Origin of the sequence: Citrobacter freundii complex sp. CFNIH4 (genome assembly GCF_002934505.1) — a bacterium.
Taxonomy (GTDB): domain Bacteria; phylum Pseudomonadota; class Gammaproteobacteria; order Enterobacterales; family Enterobacteriaceae; genus Citrobacter; species Citrobacter freundii.
In genome coordinates, this window is sequence record NZ_CP026231.1 from 1,795,647 (window position 1) to 1,821,300 (window position 25,654).

The following is a 25,654-nucleotide window of genomic DNA, read 5'->3' on the forward strand; positions in this document are numbered from 1 at the left end:
CATTTAAAAATAGTTTGCCATTGACGAACCCCTTCGTTTAGCAATGGTTTAGGAAACACACCAAGAAAAAATTATAAGGATTATTTAGAATGAAACTTAAATTAGTTGCAGTGGCAGTGACTAGCCTGTTGGCGGCAGGTGCGGTAAACGCAGCTGAGGTATATAACAAAGACGCAAACAAACTGGATATCTACGGAAAAGTTCACGCTCAGCACTACTTCTCTGACGACAACGGCAGCGATGGCGACAAAACCTACGCGCGTCTGGGCTTCAAAGGTGAAACTCAGATCAATGACCAGCTGGTTGGTTTTGGTCAGTGGGAATATGAATTCAAAGGCAACCGTTCTGAATCCCAGGGCTCTGAAGCAGACAAAACTCGTCTGGCATTCGCTGGTCTGAAATTCGCTGAATACGGTTCTTTCGACTACGGTCGTAACTACGGCGTGGCCTACGACATCGGCGCATGGACCGACGTCCTGCCTGAGTTCGGTGGTGATACCTGGACCCAGACTGACGTATTCATGACTGGCCGTACTACTGGCGTTGCAACCTACCGTAACACCGATTTCTTCGGTCTGGTTGAAGGTCTGAACTTTGCTGCTCAGTACCAGGGCAAAAACGACCGTGACAACCTGAAAGAAGCTAACGGTGACGGCTTCGGTCTGTCTACCACTTATGAGTATGAAGGCTTTGGCGTAGGTGCTACCTATGCGAAATCTGACCGTACCGACAAACAGTCTGTCGGTAACGGCGGTTTCATGGCTTCCGGTAAAAACGCTGAAGTATGGGCCGCTGGTCTGAAATATGATGCGAACAACATCTACCTGGCAACCACCTACTCTGAAACCCGCAACATGACCACCTATGGTGGCTCCGGTGTTACTGGTATTGCAGATAAAGCACAGAACTTTGAAGTAGTTGCTCAGTACCAGTTCGACTTCGGTCTGCGTCCGTCCGTTGCTTACCTGAAATCCAAAGGTAAAGACATCAACGGTTACGGCGACCAGGATCTGGTTGAATACGTAGACCTGGGTGCTACTTACTACTTCAACAAAAACATGTCCACCTTCGTTGATTACAAAATCAACCTGCTGGATGACAACAACTTCACCAATGCAGCGAAAGTGTCAACTGACAACATCGTGGCTGTCGGTCTGAACTACCAGTTCTAATTTTGTTGTAGTCTGAATATAAAGCCAGTCCTTCAAGGGCTGGCTTTTTCTCTTGATGTAGACTCGGTCATAAGGAGTATGCCGTGCAGACATTCACTGGTCGTTGTCTTTGCGGACAGAGTCATTTTACCGTCGACGTCGAAATGCTGGATGTCTATGCCTGCCATTGTACGCTGTGTCAGAAATGGTCTGGCGGCATCGCCATGTATCTGGAAGCCAGCGCTCACCCGCTGATGTCACCAGAATCGGTAGAACCTTCGCACTTTCCTTCCTCAAATCGTGGTGAACGGTTCTTCTGTTCCGGTTGCGGATGCCCACTGTGGTTTACGTTGACGGACAGCGATCGCTACTTTATTCCGTGGACACTTCTGGAACTTAATGAGGTAGATCGCCGCCGCCTGATATTAGCGGCAGAAATCTATACGGAAACACAGCCTGCGTTCTGGAGATTGACGGGGCAATACGCTCGACTGAGTGGGAAAGAAGTCGAAGAGATGGATTACCCCTGTCATTTAGCTCACTAGTTATTAACGTTGTACCTTTGCCAGACTGAACCACATTCCTATCGCTAATACGATAAGCATGCTGCCGGCGCTGCTTAAGGCCACGCTATGTGACCAGGTGAACGCTTCTCTGGCAGCCGTCAGCAATGCCTCACTCAGTGACGACGGGAGCGAGTGCGCCAGTTGTACCGCCTCCCCCATTGACGATGAGGCACGTTCCATTTCCTGCGCATTAAGTCCGGCTGGCGGCAGAATCGATGCAGAAAAGCTACGGCTCAACAGCAAACCAAAGATAGCGATCCCAAGTCCGGCTCCCAGTTCATAAGCCATTGTCTCGATGGCACCCGCGGCCGCGGCTTTTTCCGCAGGTGCTGCTGCCATGATAGCCGCTGTTGAAGCCAGAAGCGCACTGGCGGCGCTGAAGCCGAGCAAAGCCATCAAAATCCAGGCTTGTACCTGTTGGCTACTGAAATCCGTCATCGCCAGGCCGTAAAAGCTAACAGCGCTCAGCGCCATACCCGCCGTCGCCACACAACGTAATCCCAGACGTGAAACCAACATACCGGCAATCGGTCCGCTGAAACCACTTGCCAGCATCACCGGTAGCATGAACAACCCTGCCTGATACGGTGTTAAGCCGTGGACAAACTGTAGCTCCTGAGCCATCAGTAACTCGAAACCCACCAGCGTTATCATCGCGGTCATCGCCATCACTACGCCACTTAAGATTATGCGATGTGTGAACAACCGCATATCAATCATCGGGCGGGCTGCCGCAAGCTGGATGCGGACAAACTGCCACAGCAGCAAAGCGCCGGTTAACAGCGTCAGGGCGATGGCAACGGTCGCCGTATGCCCTTTCAGCGCGGTTTTGGCGCTGTAAACCAGCAGCAGAATGGCGACAATCAGCATTATCGCATGACCAAAATTTAACGATTGATCGCGACGTCCAGCCTGACGCGGCACTAAGCGTGCGGTTAAGGCCATTACCACCAGGACAATCGGTACATTAATTAAGAATACGGATCCCCAGTAGAAGTGCTCCAGTAGCATCCCGCCAACCAGTGGGCCAAACGCCGCACCGCCGGAACCAACCGCGGCCCAGACACCGAGCGCCATATTACGATGCCGTTGCTCAGCGAACGTGGCGCGAATCCCCGCAAGCGTTGCCGGCACAATCATCGCCGCGCCAATAGCCAACACGGCCCGGGTGACAATCAGCCAACTGGCGCTATGAGCAAAAGCGGCCGCCAGTGATGCCAGACCAAACAAGCCTCCACCTAACAGCAGCAGGCGTTTAAAGCCGATGCGATCGCCCAGCGCGCCCATTGGCAATACCATACCGGCCATTACCAGGGAATAAATATCAATGATCCACAGCAGCTCGTTGCCACTGGCGCCCAGCGTCATACTCAGCGTGGGCGCGGCAACGTGCAGCACCGTTGCATCAATCGCAACAGGGATGTAGACCAGCACAATAATCACTAACGTTAACCACTGACGAAACATAAAACTCCCTTCAAAACTGAAACTGGACACACGTCCAGGTTCGGCGATCCTACGGAAATTTGAACGTATGTCCAACTTTTTGTTAGACTGCGTGCTAAACGGATATGGGAGGAACGATGAGCTATCTAAATCGGGATGAACGTCGGGAAGTGATTCTGCAGGCGGCAATGCGCGTCGCGCTTGAGGAAGGATTTACCGCCATGACGGTGCGGCGTATTGCCACGGAAGCTCAGGTGTCAACCGGCCAGGTGCATCATCACTTTACGTCTGCCGGCGAGTTAAAATCCCTCGCTTTTGTGCAACTGATCCGTACTCTTCTGGATGCCGAACTGGTCAGCGCAAACGCCAGCTTCCGTGAACGGCTGCATGCCATGCTGGGCAGCGAAGATGGCGGGTTCGAACCCTATATAAAACTATGGCGTGAAGCGCAGGTTCTGGCGGATAAAGATCCGGAAATCAAAAGCGCTTACCTGCTGACCATGCGGATGTGGCACGAAGAAACCGCCGCTATCATCTCTCAGGGACAGAAAGCCGGTGAGTTTTCTCCAGGCCCGGATGCTGCCGATGTGGCGTGGCGTTTAATTGCGTTGGTATGCGGTCTGGATGGCATCTATGTATTAGGCATTGAGGAAATGGCTGATCCTGCATTCGAACGCCACTTGGATCGTATGATTACGTTAGAGTTAGTTAATTGATGTTATAGATGAATTAATAATACATCTTTTATATTTACAATTGGTAACACTTAAGCAACGTGTAATTCCCTCATCACGCCGCGTTATTGCGCTTTTTTATCTATTCTTTCAGTCAATATTCCCAAAACTTTTCAATAGTTTCTAAAAGAACTCGCGCGGCGCTGTATGCGTTTATTTCTTTTTCATGAACGGCATGTGCATGGAGAATAATATGTCAGCATCAAATGAGAAAAATAATCGTTATCTTTTAACTGACTGGAAACCCGAAAATCCTGCCTTTTGGGAAAACAAAGGTAAGCACATTGCCCGAAGAAACCTCTGGATATCAGTGAGTTGCTTGCTGCTTGCGTTTTGCGTCTGGATGTTGTTCAGCGCTGTTGCTGTCAATCTGAATAAAATTGGTTTTAATTTTACCACCGATCAACTGTTTTTATTAACGGCATTACCTTCTCTTTCTGGTGCAATATTGCGCGTTCCCTACTCCTTTATGGTACCTATATTTGGGGGGCGTCGCTGGACCATTTTTAGCACCGTCATTCTGGTTATTCCCTGCGTCTGGCTCGGTTTTGCCGTGCAAAATACCGCTACTCCGTTTGGCGTATTTATTATCATTGCGCTGATGTGTGGGTTTGCTGGCGCTAACTTTGCCTCCAGCATGGGCAATATCAGTTTTTTCTTCCCCAAAGCGAAGCAAGGCAGCGCACTAGGCATTAACGGTGGCCTCGGCAACCTCGGTGTCAGCGTGATGCAGTTGATCGCGCCGCTGGTGATCTTTCTCCCCATTTTTACCTTCCTGGGCGTGCAGGGCGTACCACAAGCTGACGGATCGTTACTGTCACTGGCCAATGCCGCATGGATTTGGGTGCCGCTACTGCTGATAGCGACCGTGGCAGCGGGCATAGGAATGAACGACATTGCCAGTTCGAAGGCCTCAATTGCCTCCCAACTACCGGTCCTCAAGCGTTTTCATTTGTGGTTATTAAGTCTGCTGTATCTCGCCACCTTCGGTTCATTTATCGGTTTTTCAGCAGGCTTTGCCATGCTGGCGAAAACACAGTTCCCTGACGTGAATATTCTGCAACTGGCGTTCTTCGGGCCCTTCATCGGTGCGCTTGCGCGATCGGCGGGTGGTGTTATCTCTGACAAGTTTGGTGGTGTTCGTGTCACCTTAATTAACTTCATCTTTATGGCACTGTTCAGCGCCCTGCTGTTTCTCACTTTGCCCGGCTCGGGCGAAGGAAGCTTTATCGCGTTTTACCTGGTGTTTATGGGCTTGTTCCTGACCGCGGGTCTGGGCAGCGGTTCGACCTTCCAGATGATTGCGGTGATCTTTCGCAAAATCACCATTTACCGGGTGAAGCTGCACGGTGGTACTGAAGAACAGGCCCAGCGTGAGGCGGTAACCGATACCGCAGCCGCCCTGGGATTTATCTCCGCAATTGGCGCTGTCGGGGGCTTCTTTATCCCGAAAGCGTTTGGTTCATCGCTGGCGCTGACCGGATCTCCGGTCGGCGCCATGAAAATATTCCTTGTGTTCTACATCGTCTGCGTGCTGGTGACCTGGCTGGTTTACGGCCGTAAATCACAAAAAAAATAGTCATCTTTTGGCCTGTGTAGGCAACGTTATTCGAAGCAGGAGTTATGTCATGAGTAAACTGTTAGACCGCTTTCGCTACTTTAAACAAAAGGGCGATACGTTTGCCGAGGGGCATGGGCAAGTAATGCACACCAACCGGGACTGGGAAGACAGCTATCGTCAGCGCTGGCAGTTCGATAAAATTGTGCGTTCTACCCACGGCGTTAACTGTACCGGCTCATGCAGCTGGAAAATCTACGTCAAAAACGGGCTGGTAACCTGGGAAACTCAGCAAACCGACTACCCGCGTACCCGCCCTGACCTGCCAAATCATGAGCCCCGTGGCTGCCCACGCGGCGCAAGTTACTCGTGGTATCTCTACAGCGCTAACCGCCTGAAATATCCACTGGTGCGTAAACGCTTAATCGAATTGTGGCGCGACGCCCTGTCCCGCCAGCCCGATCCGGTGCTGGCCTGGGAATCCATTATGAACGACCCGCAAAAATGCCAGAGCTACAAGCAGGTACGCGGGCGCGGTGGGTTTATCCGTTCCAACTGGAAAGAACTTAATCAACTGATTGCTGCTGCCAACGTCTGGACGGTGAAAACCTACGGCCCGGATCGTGTGGCCGGATTCTCGCCCATCCCCGCAATGTCGATGGTCTCCTATGCCGCAGGTACGCGTTATCTCTCGCTACTGGGCGGAACCTGTCTGAGCTTCTATGACTGGTACTGCGACTTACCGCCAGCGTCACCGATGACCTGGGGCGAGCAGACCGACGTTCCTGAATCCGCCGACTGGTATAACTCCAGCTATATCATCGCCTGGGGCTCTAACGTGCCGCAGACCCGTACCCCGGACGCGCACTTTTTTACTGAAGTACGCTACAAAGGCACCAAGACGATTGCCATTACGCCAGACTACTCGGAAGTCGCCAAACTGTGCGACCAGTGGCTGGCACCGAAACAAGGGACAGACAGCGCGCTGGCAATGGCGATGGGCCACGTCATCCTGAAAGAGTTCCATCTCGACAATCCCAGCGATTATTTCCTCAATTACTGTCGTCGCTATACCGATATGCCGATGCTGGTGCTGCTGGATGCCCGCGAAGATGGCAGCTACGTGCCTGGGCGCATGATGCGCGCCTCAGACCTTGTCGATGGTCTGGGTGAAAGCAACAATCCAGAGTGGAAAACGGTGGCTTTCAACCGCGAGGGCGAACTGGTTGTCCCGAATGGATCCATCGGTTTTCGCTGGGGCGAGAAAGGCAAATGGAACCTGGAACCCCTGGCGGCTGGCGCTGAAACTGAACTTTCCCTCTCGCTGCTTGGTCAGCATGATGACGTGACCGGCGTGGCATTCCCCTATTTTGGCGGCAACGAAAACCCACATTTTCGCAGTGTAAAACAAGAACCGGTGCTGGTCCGTCAACTACCGGTGAAATATCTTACCCTCGCTGACGGTAGCCGTTGCCCGGTGGTGAGCGTCTATGATCTGGTGCTGGCGAATTACGGCCTCGACCGTGGTCTGGCGGATGTTCATAGCGCACAAGATTACAGCGAAGTAAAAGCCTACACCCCGGCCTGGGGCGAGCAAATTACCGGCGTGCCACGCCGTTATATCGAACAAATCGCCCGTGAGTTTGCCGATACCGCGCACAAAACGCATGGCCGTTCGATGATCATCCTCGGGGCTGGCGTTAACCACTGGTATCACATGGACATGAACTACCGCGGGATGATTAACATCCTGGTGTTCTGTGGTTGCGTGGGACAAAGCGGCGGCGGCTGGGCGCACTATGTGGGTCAGGAGAAACTGCGTCCGCAAACCGGTTGGTTGCCGCTGGCCTTTGCCCTGGACTGGAACCGCCCACCTCGTCAGATGAACAGCACTTCGTTTTTCTACAATCATTCCAGTCAGTGGCGTTATGAAAAACTCACCGCGCAAGAACTCCTCTCTCCCCTGGCCGATGCGTCGAAGTTTAGCGGACATTTGATTGACTTTAACGTACGTGCTGAACGAATGGGCTGGCTGCCCTCTGCGCCGCAGCTTAACCTTAACCCATTGACCGTCAAAGCGAAGGCAGAACAAGCTGGGTTATCTCCTGCGCAATACACTGCCCAAGCGCTGAAGTCGGGTGATATTCGTTTTGCCTGTGAGCAGCCGGATAGCGGCAAAAACCACCCACGCAACCTCTTCGTCTGGCGCTCTAACCTGCTCGGTTCCTCCGGTAAAGGGCATGAATACATGCTCAAGTATTTACTGGGTACCGAAAGCGGGATCCAGGGGGAAGCGCTCGGTTCAAGTGAGGGTATTAAACCTGAAGAGGTTGAATGGCAATCCGCGGCGATAGAGGGCAAGCTCGATCTGCTGGTCACGCTCGATTTCCGTATGTCCAGCACCTGTTTGTTCTCCGATATCGTTTTGCCAACCGCTACCTGGTATGAAAAAGACGATATGAACACCTCGGATATGCATCCGTTTATTCACCCGTTGTCCGCGGCGGTCGACCCGGCATGGGAATCGAAGAGTGACTGGGAAATTTATAAAGGCATCGCCAAAGTGTTCTCCGAGGTATGTGTCGGACACCTTGGACAAGAAACGGATGTGGTGTTGCAACCACTGCAACACGACTCTCCGGCAGAGCTGGCGCAGCCGTTTGACATTCTGGACTGGCGCAAAGGCGAATGCGATCTCCTTCCGGGGAAAACGGCACCGAATATCGCCGTTGTGGAACGTGACTACCCCGCTACCTACGAACGCTTTACTTCACTCGGTCCGCTTATGGACAAGCTTGGAAATGGAGGGAAAGGCATTGCGTGGAATACCCAGGCGGAAGTCGATTTCCTCGGCAAGCTTAACTACACCAAACGCGAAGGCCCGGCAAAAGGCCGACCGCTGATTGACACCGCGCTGGATGCCTCTGAGGTGATCCTCGCCCTGGCGCCGGAAACCAACGGTCAGGTGGCGGTAAAAGCCTGGGAAGCGCTGGGGGCGATGACCGGACGCGACCATACGCATCTGGCGTTGAACAAAGAAGACGAAAAGATTCGTTTTCGCGATATCCAGGCGCAGCCGCGCAAAATCATCTCCAGTCCTACCTGGTCCGGCCTTGAAAGCGAACATGTCTCCTATAACGCAGGCTATACCAACGTCCACGAGTTGATCCCATGGCGTACCCTATCCGGTCGCCAGCAGCTGTACCAGGATCACGCGTGGATGCGAGCGTTCGGTGAAAGCCTGGTGGCGTATCGTCCGCCTATCGATACCCGCAGCGTCAGTGAAATGCGCGAAGTTCCGCCTAACGGCTTCCCGGAAAAAGCCCTCAACTTCCTGACGCCGCACCAGAAATGGGGGATCCACTCTACCTACAGTGAAAACCTGCTGATGCTGACGCTTTCGCGCGGCGGCCCCATTGTCTGGATCAGCGAGACCGATGCCAAAGAGCTGGGCATTGAGGATAACGACTGGATTGAAGCCTTCAACGCCAACGGTGCGCTCACCGCGCGTGCAGTGGTGAGTCAACGCGTGCCGCCGGGAATGACCATGATGTATCACGCTCAGGAGCGAATCATGAATATCCCAGGCTCGGAAGTCACCGGAATGCGTGGCGGGATCCATAACTCGGTCACCCGCGTCTGCCCGAAACCCACGCACATGATCGGCGGCTATGCGCAACTGGCATACAGCTTCAACTATTACGGGACGGTCGGCTCTAACCGCGATGAGTTCATCATGATTAGAAAAATGAAAAACATTAACTGGCTGGATGATGAAGGTCGCGATCAGGTACAGGAGGCGAAAAAATGAAAATACGCTCACAGGTAGGCATGGTTCTTAATCTGGATAAGTGCATCGGCTGCCACACCTGCTCCGTCACCTGTAAAAACGTCTGGACCGGGCGTGAAGGGATGGAATATGCGTGGTTTAACAACGTCGAGACTAAACCGGGGATTGGTTATCCGAAAAACTGGGAAGATCAGGAAGAGTGGCAAGGCGGCTGGGTTCGCGATGTCAACGGCAAGATAAGACCGCGTCTGGGCGGTAAGATGGGCGTGATCACCAAAATTTTCGCCAACCCGGTGATCCCGCAAATCGATGATTACTATGAACCGTTTACCTACGATTATCAGCATCTGCATAGCGCGCCGGAGAGCAAGAATCAGCCCACCGCGCGTCCGCGTTCGCTGATAGATGGTAAACGGATGGACAAGATTATCTGGGGTCCAAACTGGGAAGAACTGCTTGGCGGCGAATTTTCAAAACGTGCCCGCGACCGTAACTTCGAGAAGATGCAAAAGGAGATGTACGGTCAGTTCGAAAACACCTTTATGATGTATTTACCGCGCCTGTGCGAGCACTGTCTGAATCCAAGCTGTGTCGCCACCTGCCCGAGCGGTGCTATCTATAAGCGTGAAGAAGACGGCATTGTGCTGATCGACCAGGACAAATGTCGCGGTTGGCGCTTGTGCATCAGCGGCTGTCCGTACAAAAAAATCTACTTTAACTGGAAGAGCGGTAAGTCAGAGAAGTGCATTTTCTGCTACCCGCGTATTGAGTCCGGCCAGCCGACGGTGTGTTCAGAAACCTGCGTTGGGCGTATCCGTTATCTCGGGGTATTGCTGTACGACGCCGACCGTATCGAGGAAGCAGCGAGCACTGAGCATGAAACCGATCTCTACGAGCGTCAGTGCGATGTGTTCCTCAACCCGAACGATCCGGCGGTGATTGAAGAGGCGCTAAAACAAGGTATTCCACACAACGTCATTGAAGCAGCCCAGCGCTCGCCGGTTTACAAAATGGCGATGGACTGGAAGCTGGCGCTACCGCTGCACCCGGAGTATCGCACCCTGCCGATGGTCTGGTATGTGCCGCCATTGTCACCGATTCAGTCGGTCGCCGACGCGGGCGGACTGCCGCACAATGGCAACATTTTGCCTGCGGTTGAGTCGCTGCGAATTCCGGTTCAGTACCTCGCCAATATGCTCAGTGCGGGTGATACCGGTCCGGTGCTGAGGGCGCTCAAACGGATGATGGCCATGCGCCACTATATGCGTGCGCAAACCGTAGAAGGCGTCACGGACACCCGCGCGATTGAGGAAGTGGGTCTGAGCGTTGAGCAGGTCGAGGAGATGTATCGTTATCTGGCCATTGCCAACTATGAAGACCGCTTTGTGATCCCGACCAGTCACCGCGAAATGGCGCGTGATGCCTTCCCGGAGAAAAACGGCTGCGGATTTACCTTCGGCGACGGTTGTCATGGTTCCGACACCAAATTCAACCTGTTCAACAGCAGCCGTATTGATGCCATCGACATCACCGAAGTGCGCGATAAAGCGGAGGGTGAATAATGCAAATCCTGAAGGTTATCGGCCTGCTGATGGAGTACCCCGACGAGCTGCTATGGGAGTGTAAAGACGACGCGCTGGCGCTTGTGGCCAGCGATGCCCCCATGCTTAGTGATTTTAGCCAGGAGCTGCTCAATGCGCCGTTACTGGATAAACAAGCCGAATGGTGCGAAATCTTTGACCGGGGTCGGGCCACCTCACTGCTGCTGTTTGAGCATGTGCACGCCGAGTCCCGTGACCGGGGCCAGGCGATGGTTGATTTGTTGGCGCAGTATGAAAAGGTCGGGCTGCAGCTAAACTGTCGCGAACTGCCGGATCACCTGCCTTTATATCTTGAGTACTTAAGCGTGTTACCGGAAGCGGAGGCCAAAGAAGGACTGCAGAACGTCGCACCGATTCTGGCGTTGCTTGGCGGGCGCTTAAAACAGCGCGATACGCCGTGGTATCAACTGTTTGATGCCCTGTTGCAGCTTGCCGGAAGTCCTCTTTCGAGTGACAGTGTCACTAAGCAGGTTGGCGCGGAAACGCGCGACGATACCCGACAGGCGCTGGATGCAGTCTGGGAAGAGGAACAGGTGAAGTTTATCGAAGATAATGCCACCGCCTGTGACAGTTCACCGTTACAAAACTATCAACGACGCTTTAGCCAGGACGTGGCACCTCAGTATGTCGACGTCAGCGCGGGAGGCCCGAAATGATACAGTACCTGAACGTCTTTTTTTACGATATCTATCCGTACCTGTGCGGTACGGTGTTTATCCTCGGCAGTTGGCTACGCTACGACTACGGACAATACACCTGGCGCGCGTCTTCCAGCCAGATGCTGGACAAACGCGGTATGGTGTTGTGGTCAAACCTGTTCCACATCGGCATTCTGGGGATCTTTTTCGGGCACCTGTTTGGCATGTTAACGCCGCACTGGATGTATGCCTGGTTCCTGCCGATTGCGGTAAAGCAGCAGATGGCGATGATTGCCGGCGGACTTTGTGGTGTGCTCACACTGGTGGGTGGCGCTGGCCTGCTGGTGCGCCGGTTGACTAACCCGCGCATTCGCGCAACCTCCTCGACCGCCGATATTCTGATCCTCTGCGTTCTGCTGATTCAATGTATTCTCGGTTTAACCACTATCCCGTTCTCTGCACAGCATCCTGACGGCAGTGAAATGCTAAAACTGGTCGGTTGGGCGCAGTCGGTGGTGACCTTCCAGGGCGGTGCGTCTGCGCATCTGGATGGCGTGGCGTGGATTTTCCGTGTGCATCTGGTTCTGGGGATGACCATTTTCCTGCTGTTCCCGTTCACCCGACTGGTCCACGTGTGGAGTGCGCCATTTGAGTACTTTACCCGCCGTTATCAGATAGTGCGTTCGCGCCGCTAATTTCCTCTGCTGCCCGGTAGCGCTAGCGCTTACCGGGCCTGGATCGCTATCCCGCTTTTTGTACGTTATGATGCTTCTCCATCCCAGGGAGAACGCTAATGAAACCACAGGTTTATCACGTCGATGCCTTTACTTCAGTACCCTTTCGCGGCAATTCAGCGGGAGTGGTGTTGCATGCTGACGGATTGAGCGAAGCACAGATGCAACTTATTGCTCGCGAGCTGCGTCATTCGGAAACCGCATTCCTGCTGACCAGTGACGACAGCGATGTTCGCATTCGTTATTTCACGCCGACGGTCGAAGTTCCTATCTGTGGACACGCTACCGTCGCCGCACATTATGTGCGCGCCAAGGTGCTGGGTCTGGGCAACAGCACCGTCTGGCAAACCTCGCTCGCCGGTCGTCATCGGGTCGATATTGAAGCAAGTGACAATGACTATCGCATCAGCCTTGAACAAGGCGTACCTGGATTCGAAGCTCCGCTGGAAGGTGCTGTACGTGCCGCGATAATCGATGCACTGCACCTGAGCGAAGACGATATGCTGCCCGGATTACCCATTCAGGTAGCCACTACCGGACACTCTAAAGTAATGATTGCGCTGAAGCCTGAGGTGGACCTCGACGCCCTTTCCCCGGATTTGCCTGCCCTGACCGCTATCAGCAAGCAAATTGGCTGTAACGGTTTCTTCCCTTTTCAAATTCGCAAGGGCGAAAACGCCACCGATGGCCGCATGTTCTCGCCTGCTATTGGTATTGTGGAAGATCCGGTTACCGGCAATGCCAACGGTCCAATGGGCGCGTGGCTGGTTCAACATGGGTTGATGCCGCATGACGGAAAAACGCTACGTGTTCAGGGGCATCAGGGCCGCGCGCTCGGGCGTGACGGTATTGTTGATGTGACGGTGGCTATCCGGGAAAACCTGCCGGAAAAAGTGACTATTACCGGTTCGGCAGTGATCCTGTTTCACGCCGAATGGGCGGTAGATTTTTAATTGTTCCCGTAGGCCGGATAAGGCCTACAATCAAAACAGACAAACTAAAGCGAACTTTAAAATCGACCATAGGCTTAAGTTCTTCTTATTGGGCAGAGCCAGTAAATATTTTTGCGAAAAAGAATTTAGAATCTGTATTCTCAATGCGCGACATAAGGAGAACATTTAAAACCTTGTCTGGAACGCTCCACTTCACAGAGAATGAAAAAGACATTGTTAATCAACATGCTAATAAAATCATCGGAAAAAACATTATGACAGATATGATTATATTATTGAGAAACGTGAAACCACGTTAAAATGGGAGAAGGCATTACAGGTTCCACTGTCAAATGACGGGCTTAATGAGATTAATCTCATCATAGAAAAGAAAAAGAGTTTACGAGGCATTTATCTAATGAATTTCAATTAAACTGGTTATAAAAGGCCTGAATTATTTTAAAAAAGATTCAGGCTTTTTTTATAATTTGCGATGGCAGTCACAATAATTAAATTACAAATAGTTTGATATCATACTTTCTTTAGTCTTGATATTTAAAATAAGGATTTGCCATATGAGTTTCTGGGATGCTAAGAAAGGATTTTTATTATCTCCGGGAGATAGAACAAGTTGTGGTGGTTATATTTTAGAAAATTCCGACCTTCCTGGTATTAGAGGAGTTAAAATAGCATGTGAGGGGGATGAGTATATATGTGGTTTTGATGGTCAACGATACCAAATTGAGGGTGGCGTACCAAATGACTCACATATAGAAGCAAGCAGGATTTTATATAGAGACACCTTCAAAAGTGCATTTGATAACGATATTGATCATGAAGGTCGAAAAATAACACCTTCTTCAGAAATATTCAGACAAATGCAAGAGGAAACCGGTTTACATAGACGCTCGCATGATTCACTTAGAGACTTCGATGAAAGATTTGAACACGATGATTTTATTGGTATGGCTGGAGGGATAATACTTGGACGGAAAAAAATCATTACTGGAGAAAAGAAAAATAAATTCTTAACTTCAAATTTTAGCACAGGTTTTCGAACAAGGATTCCCAAACATTTATTTGATATTTACTCAAGGATGGGGCGAGATTTATCAGATTATGAAACCGAAATAATATGTCTCCTTGCAGGTTCCGCACACAGCAGAGGTTCATGCAAATGTCATTGCAGGTTTACACCGCATTTTAATATAACATACAGATATGATGAATACCTTTTGTCCAGTTTTCAGTCAGTAAATAGTACCAGTAATTCAATACCTGATACACCACCTGTACGGCAGCAGCGCCCCCCAGAAGCAAGACAAACGGTAGAACCTGGTTTTTGTGTAGTACCAGATCAAACATCACCTAAGAAATATGAGTGTGAGTTAATAGTCAATCCGCCATCAGGAGTAAAAGAGTTATACCGCAAGCTAAATCCAGAAATGGAAAAAAAACCAGGCTCTATATTGATTGTTGTTGATCCTGAAAAGCAAGATCAAAAGCAGATTCAGACTCTGCAAAAAGCACGAGATAAAATTGATAAAGCACTTGAACCTCTTACTATAGAGGAAGCAAAACTTTTACACGATAACAGAGCCGTCGTAGATACATTTTCATATCAGCTTTATGGAGATTATTTAGGTAAGGCCGGGGATGGTTTTGGATATATAAGTGAAATAGGCAAAGGATACTATGAAGAGATAAATGACATATTAAAAGAAATTGAAGATCTATACAAAAAAACTTACACGCATAATAATGGAAAAATATCTGGAGAGGAGTTTTTTGGACAAAGATCGAGGCTTTTTAAAAGATTGGATATTGTATTAAATAAGTTCTCTAAATCACAATTAAATTTAGAAGAATATAACAGTATAAAGAAAGCGCTGGGCCTCTCAACATCTTCTGTTATGCATAAGTGGAACCAATCTGGAGTCGATAATATTGAAGGATATGCGAATTATATTGAACATTCTTCCAAATTGATAAAAATAATAAAAAATGTAGGATACATTGGTGTTGGCTTAGATTTTGCTGGTTATTCAGCAAATGTATATGACGCTTGTTCCAGAGGCCGTGAAGATGCTTGCAAAAAGGCTGCAATTACTGAATATAGTAAGTTTGGTTTTAAACAGGGGACGAGTATGGGGGTTGGTTGGGCCAGTGGTTTAGCTGCGCGAGGTGCCTGCATGTGGGTTCTTGGGCTAGTAACTACGGAAGTGGGCGCCGTAGGTGCTAGTTTATGCTTTGTAACGGGGGTTGGCGTAAGTATAGGAACCGCAAAAGTTGTCGAGGATAGTGCTGAACATTATGGTGAATTATTCGGAGAACATATAATTTATGAGCAATTATTTAAAAAATAATCCAAACTTTATTTTATATTTAATAACATTCTCCATGATTGGAATGTTACTTATTGTTATTATTTCATTGGTAAATAAAAAATATTATGCTATGGTTGTTGATTTATATATTAAAAAGTATAATAGATTGCCTATTATGGCAGGATTAGCAAAAGAAGCTAGCCTGATATTAACACCAGGGTCATACCATGCAAAAGTTGGTTTTATTATGGATTCATTAATATTGCCGTATAACAAGTTCTCTAATCATGATATGACAATAGAGCAATATAATTACATTAATTCCTTACCAATGAAATTAACTATTGGATTTAGAATTGAGGGTTTTCTTTGGATTATATCGATTCCACCAATGTTAATAGGATTTATTTTACACGCATTATTTGAATGATAATTCAAAGGGACTCCATTGGAGTGCTTGTTATTTTTTATTTCAATGCCCCATAAATTTGATCAACAATCCAGCCATATGTAGCAACAGGTAGTAACCCGCTTACAAATACATTCGGATTTACTTTAGGGTCTGCCGGATAAGGCGATAACGCCGCATCCGGCATGACTTCCGATACCCCTATTTCCCCGCCTCTGGATGCGTATCAAACGCCGCCATGACCGTCGCCAGCTCATCTTCGGTAAACCCATGCTTCGCGTCATCCACGCCCAGTCCAAACTGTTCCTGCAGCAAGGCATACAGGCTGGCGACATCGGGCAGATTAATCTGCTCTATCGCCCGACCATCCTGATAACGGGTGAAATGAAAATTGGTCAACGTCAGCTTACCGCCGTCCGGAAGATGACGACACATCAGCAAATGATGACGAAAATGCGATTGTGGCCAGTGCGCGGACCAGAAATTGCCCATCAGATAATCGCTCTGGTGCTGCACGACCAGGTCAAAACGGTACATTGATTGCCAGTGATCGTGATGGCGGAACTGCAGGATCCAATCGTCCCCCTCCTGAACCAGACGATATTCGCCGTGTGGCGTTTGCTGCTCAATGTCGGCCTGCAGACGAATCGGCGCCGTCAGCGTTTGCCCGCCGAAGCCAACGTCGGCGATCCACTGCTCTCCCTGTAATTCAACCAGCAACAGACGATGCGTGCGCGGCGGCAGACTTGACGGATTTGCCAGTACCACACGACCGAGAAGGCTGCGTACGTTAAAACCGATTTCGCGTAACGCGCGCTCAAACACTCCATTCTGTTCAAAGCAATAACCGCCACGACGCGCCGTCACCAGCTTCTCTTCCAGCGACAAATCGTCAAGCTGCATCTCTCTTGGCAGTAATACATCCAGGTTTTCAAACGGAATCGCGCCGTTGTGCAGTAAATGCAGCGCTTTTAAAGTTTCAATGTCGACGCTGGCCGAATCTGACCAGCCAATACGGGCAAAATAAGCGGTTAAAAAAGGCGTCATAGGGAGTTCCTGTTCGATTAATGCAGTACTTATAACGCATTTTTAATTTTACGCCGTCGATTTTGTGCGTTGTTCCTCCAGACGAGGCGACAAAATCGCTAATACCGTTAATATCTATATCTATTGTGGTGTGTTATCTCTCAGCCCAGGAGCATCCATGAGCCATTTCCGTTCAATCGAATTAAAACATGCCAGTCGGCTGCTTAACCACGGCCCTACGATACTGATCACCAGCCGTGATGAGCATACCGAGCGGCGCAATGTGATGGCGGCGGCATGGTCAATGCCGGTGGAATTTGAACCGCCGCGGATTGCAATTGTTGTTGATAAGACTGCCTGGTCGCGTGAACTGATTGAGCGTAGCGGCAAGTTCGGTATTGTTATTCCGGGCGTGGCCGCTACCAACTGGACTTACGCGGTGGGCAGCGTTTCCGGTCGCGTGGAAGATAAATTTAACTGCTACGGTATTCCGGTGGTAAAAGGTCCGGTGCTGGGATTACCGTTAATAGAAGCGAAATGTCTGGCCTGGATGGAGTGTCGTCTGCTGCCTGCAACGGCGGCACAGGAAAAATATGACACCCTGTTTGGGGAAGTGGTCTCGGCTGCCGCTGATGAGCGAGCTTTCGTGGAAGGACGCTGGCAGTTTGATGATGATAAACTCAATACCCTGCATCATCTTGGCGCCGGAACGTTTGTCACCAGCGGGAAACGCATAACAGCGGCTGAATAATACGGGCGCAATAATCGCCCGTTCTCTTTCACATGCTGTAGCCGGGTTTTTTAATCAGCCTCGTCATCTGTGGCGCAATTTCCGCATCCCACACGCTCTGCCACTCCCCCGGCTCAACTTCATTCAGCGCCACGCTCACTGAACTCTCTTTGCTTTGTAAATGACGAATAATGACTTCGGTAATATCCGCCGCCAGCGCGGATTTTTGTTCGTTATTCAGATCGCGTGGAAAACATTTGATATCAACGTGCGGCATGACAGGTTCCTTATTGTTTTGGGATGCAGGTAACTTATGCGGACTCTCGTTCAACCAGGTGAAATCCGACATCAATAATATCGTCTTCACGTGGAATTTGTTCGATACGATCGAGGCGACGCGTTGTCCAATAGCCCGGCGATCGGCGGTCCATAGCAAACCATGACGACGATAACCTTTTTTCAGCAAATAGTCTGCCACCGCCTGCATCACTTTTTCCGCGGTCTTCGGGCGCACCAACTGCGGGCTATTTAGCGCCCTGCTCACCCTCATGGGTGACAATACCCAGTCTTTTGATTACGCCATTCTGTACGTCGGTTCGATGAGGCTGATTGGCCTGATTTCTTATCTGTTTATCATGAGTCCATTGGATCGTATTACGCTGACCATTTCTGTCGCGTAATTTAACCTTATGGCGATAGTTCGCCCGCTGCTCCGGGATTTGCACTCCTGCGGAATAGCGTTTTTTTATTCAAATAATCTTATTGCTTTTCAGTACAGTACGCAGCCTCGGATGCTGACAAACTGCATCAGCGATAGCGCTAATATTCTGCGTGTTGTCTTGAAACCAGTCATGCCCTGGTCCCCAGGTGCGCATAACGGCAATATATACGTCCAGTAGTGTTAGCTGATCCCCGAATGCGTACGGCTCGGCGTTTAGCTGATCGTTCAGCCACATATAGAGGGATTTACGGTACTCAATGCAGTTCTTTTTCAACTGCGCCGGGGCGTCCGGTACCCAGCGTTCTGGATAGTCAGCATAGGTAAACGTGGGATAGACATTTGCTACCAGCCATATCAACAGACGCTGAAACTGCTGGCGTTCGGCGTGTCCAACGGGTGGTGAAAGTTCAGGGCGACGATCAAGGATCATCAGCGCGATCGCCGCCGTTTCCGTCATCACACTGCCATTTTCCAGTACCAGCGTGGGCACCTGGCATAGTGGATTCATCGTCTTAAGCAACTCCCGCTGAGGGCCGTCACTGTCAAAACCGTCGACATTAATAAAATGATAAGGGATCTCCGCCAGTGTGAGCATCACTTCACTGATGGCCGATCCCCAGCCCGGTACCCCATAGACCTTAATCATGCTGCAATCCCCAAAGTTAAAACCCTAAGTGTAGAGCAGCATTCGGCAACCTATGCAGACATGATTATTACTTTCATAATAACAATGGTCGAATACCGGGGGAGAATAAGCCATGCGTTCCAGTATGTTTGAATATATGAACATTTTTGTACAGGTTGTTGAGCAAGGTGGATTTGCCAGAGCAGCAGACGTGTTACACCTGCACCGCCCTGCAGTGACCAAAGCTATCCAACTTCTTGAAGACGATCTGGGAGCAAAGTTGCTTAACCGCACGACTCGTAAAGTGAGTCTGACAGAAGAAGGTGACGCTTTTTACCAACGCACAAAAATCCTGCTCAGTGACGTTGATGACATCATGGCTTCTTTCTCACCCACCCGCCCTCCGCGCGGAAAACTTAGGGTGAATGCCCCCCTGTCGCTGGCTCACTCGGTATTAGTCCCGGCCCTGAACGATTTCCAGTCGCGCTACCCGGATATTGAGATTGTCCTCACCTCCACCGACCGCAGAATCGATCTGCTTGCCGAAGGTATCGACTGCATGATTCGCATTGGCGAGTTACAAGACTCTTCTCTGATTTCACGGCGGCTTGGTGAGGTAAAAATGGTGACATGCGCGTCCCCGGATTATTTGCAAAAACACGGCGTACCGCAGACGCCAGAGGATTTATCCCGACATCAGGCAATTAACTTTTTCAGTGAACGTCATCGTGAAGCACTGGAATGGTCCTTCGTCCGTGAGGGTGAAACCGTGTCGTTTATCCCTACAGGTCACATCTGCGTTGATAACTCCGACATTCTTTTGACAGGCTGTTTATCCGGACTCGGTATCATCCACGGTGTGCACGCGGTACTGGCCCCCTGGATCCAGTCGGGCCAGCTCGTAGAGGTGCTGGCCGATTATGCCGGGGAATCAAAACCCGTTTCCGTGCTCTACCCGGACAGGCGCCATCTTGCCCCCCGCGTTCGGGTGTTTATTGACTGGCTGAGTGCGCTTTTTACCGAGAAAAAATCGCGCCTACAGGGATTATTATAATCTGAGTAATAGTGAAGTTCCGCAACGGCGGTTTTTCACCCTCATCTGAGCCGTTAAATTGTGCAGACCCAATACAGAACAATTTACAGAGGTTTGCTATGTCTAAGGTCGTGGTTTTTAATCAACCAGGCGACGCTGACGTCCTGACAATCCAGGATATGCCAGTTTCTGCTCCGCGTGCGGATGAAGTTCAGATACGCGTACGCGCAATCGGCATTAACCGTGCGGAAATTATGTATCGTACCGGCCAGTATATTTACCAACCCAAATTCCCGGCACGTCTGGGATATGAGGCTTCTGGCGTTGTTGAATCCGTGGGAGACAACGTGCGTGAGTTTGCGCTCGGCGATAGCGTCAGCGTCATCCCGGCTTTCAGCTTCCATGAGTATGGTATGTACGGTGAAGTCGTCAATGCTCCAGCCCATGCTGTCGTCAAACATCCTGAGAATCTTAGCTTCGAGGAAGCCGCGGCGAGCTGGATGATGTATGTGACCGCTTTCGGTGCGCTGGTTGAATATGCGGATATTAAGCCTGGTGATAACGTGCTGATCAATGCTGCTTCCAGCAGCGTCGGACTGGCGGCAATTCAGATTGCTAACATGCGGGGAGCAAAACCGATTGCGATGACGCGCACCAGTGAGAAACGTGCCCAGCTTCTGCAACTTGGCGCGGCAGAGGTTATCGCCAGCCAGGAGCAGGATCTGGTGGCGGAGATTAACCGGATCACTGACGGCAAAGGTACCCGCGTGGTGTTCGATCCGGTCGGTGGCCCTGGCGTGGCAAAAATTGCCCAGGTGATGCCAGCCGGTGGACTCTTTTTCCAGTATGGCTCTCTTGATGCGCGTGATTTGTCGATTCCGGTAATTGAGATACTCGGTCGCCATCTGACCTTCCGCGGCTATGAGATTTTCGAAATCACCACGAACCCGGAAAAACTGTCACGTGCGAAACGGTTTATCTTTGAAGGATTACAGTCCGGCCAACTCAAGCCGCTGATTGATAAAACCTTTGCCTTTGATGATATCGTCGAAGCACATCAATACATGGAAGCCAACGGTCAGGTGGGCAAAATCGTCGTCACCCTGTAACCCCCGTGCGGCACAGCCTTGTGCCGCAAATTACCCTCAAAGCACTTTCGACAAAAACTGCTGGGTGCGCGTGTGGCGTGGATGATTCAGTACCTGCTCGCTGCTGCCCTGCTCGACGATTTTGCCATCAACCATAAACACCACCTGATCCGCCACCTCCCTAGCGAAGCCAATCTCGTGCGTCACCACCACCAGCGTGGTTCCCGACTTCGCCAGCGCTTTAATGACATCCAGGACTTCGCCCACCAGTTCAGGATCCAGTGCAGATGTAGGCTCATCAAACAGCATGACGCGCGGATTTAGCGCCAGTGCACGGGCAATAGCGATACGCTGCTGCTGACCGCCAGATAAGTGACGCGACCAGGCATCGGCTTTATTGCGCAACCCTACCGCATCAAGCAGCGTTAATGCCCGCTCGGTGGCGGCTTTACGCGATGCCAGTCCATGCGCAATGGGTGCTTCAATAAGGTTCTCCAGCACCGTTAAGTGCGGGAACAGATTAAAGTTCTGGAACACATAGCCGACGTTAACCCGCTGGCTCAAAATTTCCGCCTCTTTCAGCTCATACAGCTTGTCTCCCTGCCGACGATAGCCAATGTAATCGCCATCGATTTGAATAAAACCCTCATCGACGCGTTCCAGATGGTTGATGGTACGCAGGAGTGTGGATTTCCCTGAACCGGACGGCCCGAGAATGACCGTAACCGTTCCGGGAGGGATCTCCAGCGACACATTATCCAATGCTTTGTGGCGACCAAAGTATTTGCTGACGCCGGTAATAGAAATATGACCTTCAGGCGAGTGGGACATGGACGGCCTCCTGCTGTGGACGTTGACGACTGCGTTTTTCTGCACGGCTCACCCGGACGGTGTTGATCGCTGAACGTCGTTCGCTGCGTGCCAGCGTGCGTTCGACCAGATGCTGAATAAGCGACAGAATGCTGGTGATCACCAGATACCACACCGCACCCACCATCAGCAGCGGGATCACTTCCTGCGTGCGGTTGTATATCATCTGGATGGTGTAGAACAGCTCCGGCATTGCCAGCACGTATACCATCGCCGTCCCTTTCGCCAGACTGATGATTTCATTGAAGCCAGCAGGCAAAATGGTGCGCAGCGCCTGCGGCAGAATAATCCGCAGCGTACGTCGCCCTGCTGGTAAGCCCAGTGCTGCCGCTGCCTCGTACTGACCGTGATCAACCCCCAAAAATCCACCACGTATAATCTCAGCGGTATAGGCGCTTTGCACCAGCGTCAGGCCAACCACCGCAGTGGAAAACTGACCGAGTACATTGATGGTCTCAAAACTTCCCCACTGAATGGGAGTGAACGGAATACCAATCGTCAGCGTGTCGTACAGATAGGAGAAGTTGTACAGAACGATTAGCACCACAATCAGCGGTAACGAACGAAACAGCCAGATGTACCCCCATGCCAGACAGTTCAACAGCCAGGAAGATGAAAGCCGCGCCAGCGCCAGCAGACCGCCGATGAGAATACTCAACAGCGTCCCGATAAGTGTCAGTAACAGCGTTTGTCCAAGACCAGACAAAATCACCGGATCGAAGAACCAGCGGGCAAACACGCTCCATTCCCAGCGCGGATTAAACGCCACGGACTGGAGAATCACCGCCAGGGCAAACAAAGCAATGACCGCGCCTACGGTGCGCATAGGGTAACGCGCCGGTACGACTTTAATGCTATCTGTCGTTTTCATCTTCTCTCCTCAGGCGATTCTGGCCTGACCGGCAATAGTCAGCAGTTTGGTAAAGCGCAGTCGTCCATCAAACGGTGGCTGGCTGTACTCTTCGGGATTGCGCGTCGTATCAAATTGCGGATCGTAGCCCTGGCTTAAATAAAGTCTGACCGCCTCCGGCTGGCGAAATCCTGTGGTCAGATATATCCGGCTGTAGCCCGCGAGTAGCGCCCGACGTTCCAGTTCCTGCACTACACGCGCCGCCAGTCCCTGCTGACGCAGGCTGCTTTTTGTCCAGATACGCTTAATCTCGGCAGTGTCCTTGTCGTAAGGTTTGTAAGCCCCGGTGGCGATAATTTCGCCGCCACGCTCCAGGACCACAAAAAGTCCCTGCGGTGCCAGATACCATTCGGTCAGTTCCACTTCAGCGTCACGAGAAAAATAATCGCCATAGCGGGCAGCATACTCACCGAACAGACCGTTCAAAATGGGCTGTAGCTCGCTGGCTTCAGGTGAGACCACGCGAAATTGATCGCTCACGATAACCTCCTTAGTCGCCTAAACCGGCCGGGTTGATTTCAGATTGCGGAATGCGTTCCACCCCTTCTCCCCAGCGACTCAGCACCTTGTCATAGGCGCCGTTGCCTATTACGCCGTTGAGGGCGGTTTGTACCGGCAGAACCAGACCGCTGTCCTTTTTCAGCGTCACAGCGATGTGTGCCGCTTTTGGCCAACCGCCATCAACACTACCCACCAATTGCGTTTTACCGTTGAGTGCAGCTTTCCATGCGCCGATTACATTAGGACCGAAGTAGGCATCGGCGCGACCTGACTGTAGGGCCAGGGTTTGCGCGGCATCATCTTTGGTATACACCGGCGTAAACGGCTGTAACCCTTTCTTCACGTTCTCATCGTTCCAGGCCAGCAGGATGGCTTCCTGGTTCGTCCCTGAACCGACGATAATGCGCAGTCCAGCGATATCTTCCGCCTGCTCGATTTTCTTCAGCTTGCTACCGGTTTTGACATAAAAGCCAAGAGAGTCTTTCCGATACGTCGCGAAATCGAATTTTTCTTTGCGTGCTTTGGTGACGGTAATATTGCTGATCGCGGCATCGTATTTGCCGGAAGTGACGCCCAGCGGCCAGTCTTCCCATGACGTAGGTACGACGTTGAGTTCCAGCCCCAAACTGTCAGCCACCAGACGCGCGATGTCCGCCTCGCTGCCGATCAGCGTCTTATTGTCATCGGCAAAGACGGTCAGCGGCGGTTGACTGAGCCCGGCAATCGCCACGGTGAATTTGCCCGGTACGGCCAGGTGCAGGTTTGCGGGCAATTGCGCAATCGCCTGCGGATTCTTTGCCGTATTGATCGGCGTTTTATTGGCTTCCAGACTTACGCCCGTGCCGTTAATCGTCACATCATTTGCCCAGACAGTCGCGCTGAAAGCCAGCGACAGCGCGAGGAATACTGATTTTTTCTGCATAGCGTTTTTCTCTTATTGTGCGAATTGATTTGCAGGTGTCGTTAATCCCAGGCTTGCGCGCAGGGTCGTACCGGGATATTCATGGCGGAACAGGCCCCGCGCCTGAAGCACAGGGACAACCTGTTCGACAAAACGCGGGAAGGTATCCGGCGTTCCGCCCTGGATAATAAAACCATCTGCGGCTTTCTCGTCGAACCACTGCTGCAGCCCGTCGGCGACCTGTTCCGGCGTGCCGCTGAAACGCGGACGTGGGCTGGCCGCTTCCAGAGCAACCTGACGGAGTGTTAAGCCACGCTCGCGCGCGTTGCGTTTGATCTCATCAGTCGTACTGCGAAAGCTGTTTTGTCCGAGAGAGCCAAGATCCGGGAAAGGTGCGTCCAGCGGATATTGGGCAAAATCATGATGTTCAAAGTAGCGGCCAAGATAGTTCAGCGCGTCGGTAACGGAGACCAGCGCAGCGGTAGTCTGATACTGCTGCTCAACGTCCTCTTCGCTGTCGCCAACAATAACGCTGACGCCCTGGAATATATGCAGTTGATCGGGATGTCGTCCGGCGATTTCCAGCTGACTTTTTACATCCTGATAGAACGCCTTAGCCTCTGCCAGCGACTCCTGATGGGTAAAAATGGCATCAGCATGCTGCGCCGCTAATTTCTTGCCATCTGCTGAAGCTCCCGCCTGAAATATAATCGGACGACCTTGTGGCGTACGCCCAATATTTAACGGCCCGGCGACCTGAAAATAATCTCCATGATGGTTTAGCGTGTGCAGTTTATGCGGATTAAAAAATTCCCCGCTTGTTTTATTACGGGTAAAAGCATCGTCTTCCCAGGAATCCCACAGTCCTTTCACTACCTGTAAATATTCATCGGCAATACGATAACGCTGGGCATGCTCCGGATGCTGAGCGCGAGAATAGTTTTTTGCCGATCCTTCCAGAGGCGACGTAACCACGTTCCAGCCCGCACGCCCGTTGCTGAGATGGTCCAGGCTGGCGAACTGTCGTGCGGTCGTAAACGGCTCGCTGTATGATGTGGACACTGTGCCAACCAGTCCCAGATTCTGGGTGATGCTGGCCAAAGCGGATAATACTGTTAGCGGCTCAAAACGATTTAAAAAGTGCGGGATTGATTTTTCATTAATATACAGACCATCGGCGACAAAAATAAAATCCAGCTTCCCTTTTTCCGCAATAAGCGCCGTCTCTTTGACAAACTCAAAATTAATACTGGCATCGGCCTGAGCCGCCGGGTGGCGCCATGCGGACATATTTCCCGATGCGCCATGCAGAATAGTTCCGAGCCGTAGTTGCCGATTTTCAGCCATAATAACCCCTACCCAA

The 25,654-nt window shown here is 51.1% G+C and carries 21 protein-coding genes and 4 pseudogenes; 15 read left to right on the forward strand and 10 right to left on the reverse strand.

Annotated elements, in window-relative coordinates; all coding sequences use genetic code 11:
* The first annotated feature begins 89 nt into the window (after positions 1–89).
* The gene (ompD, locus tag C2U41_RS09175) at positions 90–1,172 is read left to right on the forward strand and encodes a porin OmpD (RefSeq protein WP_003836220.1); all 1,083 of its coding nucleotides are present in this window, start codon (positions 90–92) and stop codon (positions 1,170–1,172) included.
* Positions 1,173–1,315: 143 nt separating this feature from the next.
* On the forward strand, positions 1,316–1,696 hold the full coding sequence (locus C2U41_RS09180) for a GFA family protein (RefSeq protein WP_085951544.1): 381 nt from the start codon (positions 1,316–1,318) through the stop codon (positions 1,694–1,696).
* Between the two features lie 3 nt (positions 1,697–1,699).
* Here C2U41_RS09180 and C2U41_RS09185 read toward each other — a convergent pair whose 3' ends face one another.
* A complete protein-coding gene (locus C2U41_RS09185; RefSeq protein ID WP_003020091.1) occupies positions 1,700–3,184 on the reverse strand; it encodes an MFS transporter in 1,485 nt (494 codons plus the stop codon).
* A gap of 116 nt (positions 3,185–3,300) precedes the next feature.
* Between C2U41_RS09185 and C2U41_RS09190 the strand changes: the two genes are divergently transcribed.
* From C2U41_RS09190 to C2U41_RS09230, 9 genes are all read left to right on the forward strand, one after another.
* Entirely contained in the window at positions 3,301–3,879 is a 579-nt protein-coding gene (locus C2U41_RS09190) for a TetR family transcriptional regulator (RefSeq protein ID WP_003843697.1), read from the forward strand.
* A gap of 211 nt (positions 3,880–4,090) precedes the next feature.
* On the forward strand, positions 4,091–5,476 hold the full coding sequence (locus C2U41_RS09195) for a NarK family nitrate/nitrite MFS transporter (RefSeq protein WP_003020098.1): 1,386 nt from the start codon (positions 4,091–4,093) through the stop codon (positions 5,474–5,476).
* 49 nt (positions 5,477–5,525) lie between these two features.
* A complete protein-coding gene (locus tag C2U41_RS09200) occupies positions 5,526–9,266 on the forward strand; it encodes a nitrate reductase subunit alpha (RefSeq protein ID WP_103848695.1) in 3,741 nt (1,246 codons plus the stop codon).
* On the forward strand, positions 9,263–10,807 hold the full coding sequence (gene narH, locus C2U41_RS09205; RefSeq protein WP_003020103.1) for a nitrate reductase subunit beta: 1,545 nt from the start codon (positions 9,263–9,265) through the stop codon (positions 10,805–10,807). The genes C2U41_RS09200 and narH overlap by 4 nt, the downstream gene beginning before the upstream one ends.
* On the forward strand, positions 10,807–11,502 hold the full coding sequence (narW, locus tag C2U41_RS09210; protein ID WP_003836210.1) for a nitrate reductase molybdenum cofactor assembly chaperone: 696 nt from the start codon (positions 10,807–10,809) through the stop codon (positions 11,500–11,502). Before narH ends, narW begins: the two co-directional genes overlap by 1 nt.
* Complete coding sequence (gene narI / locus C2U41_RS09215; protein ID WP_003020109.1) at positions 11,499–12,179, forward strand: respiratory nitrate reductase subunit gamma; 681 nt, start codon at positions 11,499–11,501, stop codon at positions 12,177–12,179. The genes narW and narI overlap by 4 nt, the downstream gene beginning before the upstream one ends.
* Before the next feature lie 98 nt (positions 12,180–12,277).
* On the forward strand, positions 12,278–13,171 hold the full coding sequence (locus C2U41_RS09220) for a PhzF family isomerase (RefSeq protein WP_103848696.1): 894 nt from the start codon (positions 12,278–12,280) through the stop codon (positions 13,169–13,171).
* Positions 13,172–13,725: 554 nt separating this feature from the next.
* Positions 13,726–15,516 (forward strand): hypothetical protein, encoded by a 1,791-nt coding sequence (locus C2U41_RS29675; RefSeq protein ID WP_103848697.1) that lies wholly within the window; start codon positions 13,726–13,728, stop codon positions 15,514–15,516.
* On the forward strand, positions 15,494–15,907 hold the full coding sequence (locus C2U41_RS09230; protein ID WP_016150261.1) for a hypothetical protein: 414 nt from the start codon (positions 15,494–15,496) through the stop codon (positions 15,905–15,907). Before C2U41_RS29675 ends, C2U41_RS09230 begins: the two co-directional genes overlap by 23 nt.
* A 37-nt stretch (positions 15,908–15,944) precedes the next feature.
* Here C2U41_RS09230 and C2U41_RS29680 read toward each other — a convergent pair.
* Positions 15,945–16,043, reverse strand: a pseudogene (locus tag C2U41_RS29680) (hypothetical protein); the annotation flags it as partial.
* Between the two features lie 44 nt (positions 16,044–16,087).
* Positions 16,088–16,933 (reverse strand): N-hydroxyarylamine O-acetyltransferase, encoded by an 846-nt coding sequence (nhoA, locus tag C2U41_RS09235; protein WP_016150262.1) that lies wholly within the window; start codon positions 16,931–16,933, stop codon positions 16,088–16,090.
* 157 nt (positions 16,934–17,090) lie between these two features.
* Here nhoA and C2U41_RS09240 point away from each other — a divergent pair, with 157 nt between their 5' ends.
* Positions 17,091–17,663, forward strand: a complete 573-nt coding sequence (locus tag C2U41_RS09240) for a flavin reductase family protein (protein ID WP_003020117.1) — start codon at positions 17,091–17,093, stop codon at positions 17,661–17,663.
* Positions 17,664–17,691: 28 nt separating this feature from the next.
* Here C2U41_RS09240 and pptA read toward each other — a convergent pair whose 3' ends face one another.
* Entirely contained in the window at positions 17,692–17,919 is a 228-nt protein-coding gene (pptA, locus tag C2U41_RS09245; protein ID WP_032947978.1) for a tautomerase PptA, read from the reverse strand.
* Between the two features lie 195 nt (positions 17,920–18,114).
* A pseudogene (locus C2U41_RS30110) lies at positions 18,115–18,201 on the reverse strand (hypothetical protein); the annotation flags it as partial.
* Between C2U41_RS30110 and C2U41_RS09255 the strand changes: the two are divergent.
* Positions 18,197–18,322, forward strand: a pseudogene (locus tag C2U41_RS09255) (glucarate transporter); the annotation flags it as partial. The pseudogenes C2U41_RS30110 and C2U41_RS09255 overlap by 5 nt on opposite strands.
* A 69-nt stretch (positions 18,323–18,391) precedes the next feature.
* On the opposite strand, the gene C2U41_RS09260 reads toward C2U41_RS09255, so the two are convergent.
* Positions 18,392–19,009, reverse strand: a complete 618-nt coding sequence (locus tag C2U41_RS09260) for a glutathione S-transferase family protein (protein ID WP_103848699.1) — start codon at positions 19,007–19,009, stop codon at positions 18,392–18,394.
* A gap of 112 nt (positions 19,010–19,121) precedes the next feature.
* On the opposite strand from C2U41_RS09260, the gene C2U41_RS09265 reads away from it, so the two are divergent.
* Together C2U41_RS09265 and C2U41_RS09270 are read left to right on the forward strand one after the other, a co-directional pair.
* Positions 19,122–20,042, forward strand: coding sequence for a LysR family transcriptional regulator (locus tag C2U41_RS09265; RefSeq protein WP_103848700.1), 921 nt, complete (start codon positions 19,122–19,124; stop codon positions 20,040–20,042).
* Positions 20,043–20,140: 98 nt separating this feature from the next.
* Positions 20,141–21,130 (forward strand): zinc-dependent alcohol dehydrogenase family protein, encoded by a 990-nt coding sequence (locus tag C2U41_RS09270; RefSeq protein WP_103848701.1) that lies wholly within the window; start codon positions 20,141–20,143, stop codon positions 21,128–21,130.
* A 36-nt stretch (positions 21,131–21,166) separates the two neighbouring features.
* Here the strand turns inward: C2U41_RS09270 and C2U41_RS09275 are convergent, their stop codons facing one another.
* The 4 genes and pseudogenes from C2U41_RS09275 to C2U41_RS29505 form a co-directional block, all read right to left on the reverse strand.
* Positions 21,167–21,940, reverse strand: a complete 774-nt coding sequence (locus tag C2U41_RS09275; protein ID WP_103848702.1) for an amino acid ABC transporter ATP-binding protein — start codon at positions 21,938–21,940, stop codon at positions 21,167–21,169.
* Positions 21,924–22,850 carry an amino acid ABC transporter permease gene (locus C2U41_RS09280; protein ID WP_044710795.1) on the reverse strand — a complete coding sequence of 309 codons (927 nt, stop codon included), beginning with the start codon at positions 22,848–22,850 and terminating at the stop codon, positions 21,924–21,926. The genes C2U41_RS09275 and C2U41_RS09280 overlap by 17 nt, the downstream gene beginning before the upstream one ends.
* 9 nt (positions 22,851–22,859) lie before the next feature.
* Positions 22,860–23,369: a GNAT family N-acetyltransferase gene (locus tag C2U41_RS09285; RefSeq protein WP_048217555.1), complete on the reverse strand. Its 510-nt coding sequence runs from the start codon at positions 23,367–23,369 to the stop codon at positions 22,860–22,862.
* 10 nt (positions 23,370–23,379) lie between these two features.
* A pseudogene (locus C2U41_RS29505) lies at positions 23,380–25,638 on the reverse strand (NtaA/DmoA family FMN-dependent monooxygenase).
* Positions 25,639–25,654 lie beyond the last annotated feature (16 nt).

Excerpts from the sequence above, each read along its gene's own strand:
- ompD (WP_003836220.1), top strand. The coding sequence starts at position 90 with ATGAAACTTAAATTAGTTGCAGTGGCAGTGACTAGCCTGTTGGCGGCA.
- C2U41_RS09180 (WP_085951544.1), top strand. The coding sequence starts at position 1,316 with ATGCTGGATGTCTATGCCTGCCATTGTACGCTGTGTCAGAAATGGTCT.
- C2U41_RS09185 (WP_003020091.1), bottom strand. The coding sequence starts at position 3,184 with ATGTTTCGTCAGTGGTTAACGTTAGTGATTATTGTGCTGGTCTACATC.
- C2U41_RS09190 (WP_003843697.1), top strand. The coding sequence starts at position 3,301 with ATGAGCTATCTAAATCGGGATGAACGTCGGGAAGTGATTCTGCAGGCG.
- C2U41_RS09195 (WP_003020098.1), top strand. The coding sequence starts at position 4,091 with ATGTCAGCATCAAATGAGAAAAATAATCGTTATCTTTTAACTGACTGG.
- C2U41_RS09200 (WP_103848695.1), top strand. The coding sequence starts at position 5,526 with ATGAGTAAACTGTTAGACCGCTTTCGCTACTTTAAACAAAAGGGCGAT.
- narH (WP_003020103.1), top strand. The coding sequence starts at position 9,263 with ATGAAAATACGCTCACAGGTAGGCATGGTTCTTAATCTGGATAAGTGC.
- narW (WP_003836210.1), top strand. The coding sequence starts at position 10,807 with ATGCAAATCCTGAAGGTTATCGGCCTGCTGATGGAGTACCCCGACGAG.
- narI (WP_003020109.1), top strand. The coding sequence starts at position 11,499 with ATGATACAGTACCTGAACGTCTTTTTTTACGATATCTATCCGTACCTG.
- C2U41_RS09220 (WP_103848696.1), top strand. The coding sequence starts at position 12,278 with ATGAAACCACAGGTTTATCACGTCGATGCCTTTACTTCAGTACCCTTT.
- C2U41_RS29675 (WP_103848697.1), top strand. The coding sequence starts at position 13,726 with ATGAGTTTCTGGGATGCTAAGAAAGGATTTTTATTATCTCCGGGAGAT.
- C2U41_RS09230 (WP_016150261.1), top strand. The coding sequence starts at position 15,494 with ATGAGCAATTATTTAAAAAATAATCCAAACTTTATTTTATATTTAATA.
- nhoA (WP_016150262.1), bottom strand. The coding sequence starts at position 16,933 with ATGACGCCTTTTTTAACCGCTTATTTTGCCCGTATTGGCTGGTCAGAT.
- C2U41_RS09240 (WP_003020117.1), top strand. The coding sequence starts at position 17,091 with ATGAGCCATTTCCGTTCAATCGAATTAAAACATGCCAGTCGGCTGCTT.
- pptA (WP_032947978.1), bottom strand. The coding sequence starts at position 17,919 with ATGCCGCACGTTGATATCAAATGTTTTCCACGCGATCTGAATAACGAA.
- C2U41_RS09260 (WP_103848699.1), bottom strand. The coding sequence starts at position 19,009 with ATGATTAAGGTCTATGGGGTACCGGGCTGGGGATCGGCCATCAGTGAA.
- C2U41_RS09265 (WP_103848700.1), top strand. The coding sequence starts at position 19,122 with ATGCGTTCCAGTATGTTTGAATATATGAACATTTTTGTACAGGTTGTT.
- C2U41_RS09270 (WP_103848701.1), top strand. The coding sequence starts at position 20,141 with ATGTCTAAGGTCGTGGTTTTTAATCAACCAGGCGACGCTGACGTCCTG.
- C2U41_RS09275 (WP_103848702.1), bottom strand. The coding sequence starts at position 21,940 with ATGTCCCACTCGCCTGAAGGTCATATTTCTATTACCGGCGTCAGCAAA.
- C2U41_RS09280 (WP_044710795.1), bottom strand. The coding sequence starts at position 22,850 with ATGAAAACGACAGATAGCATTAAAGTCGTACCGGCGCGTTACCCTATG.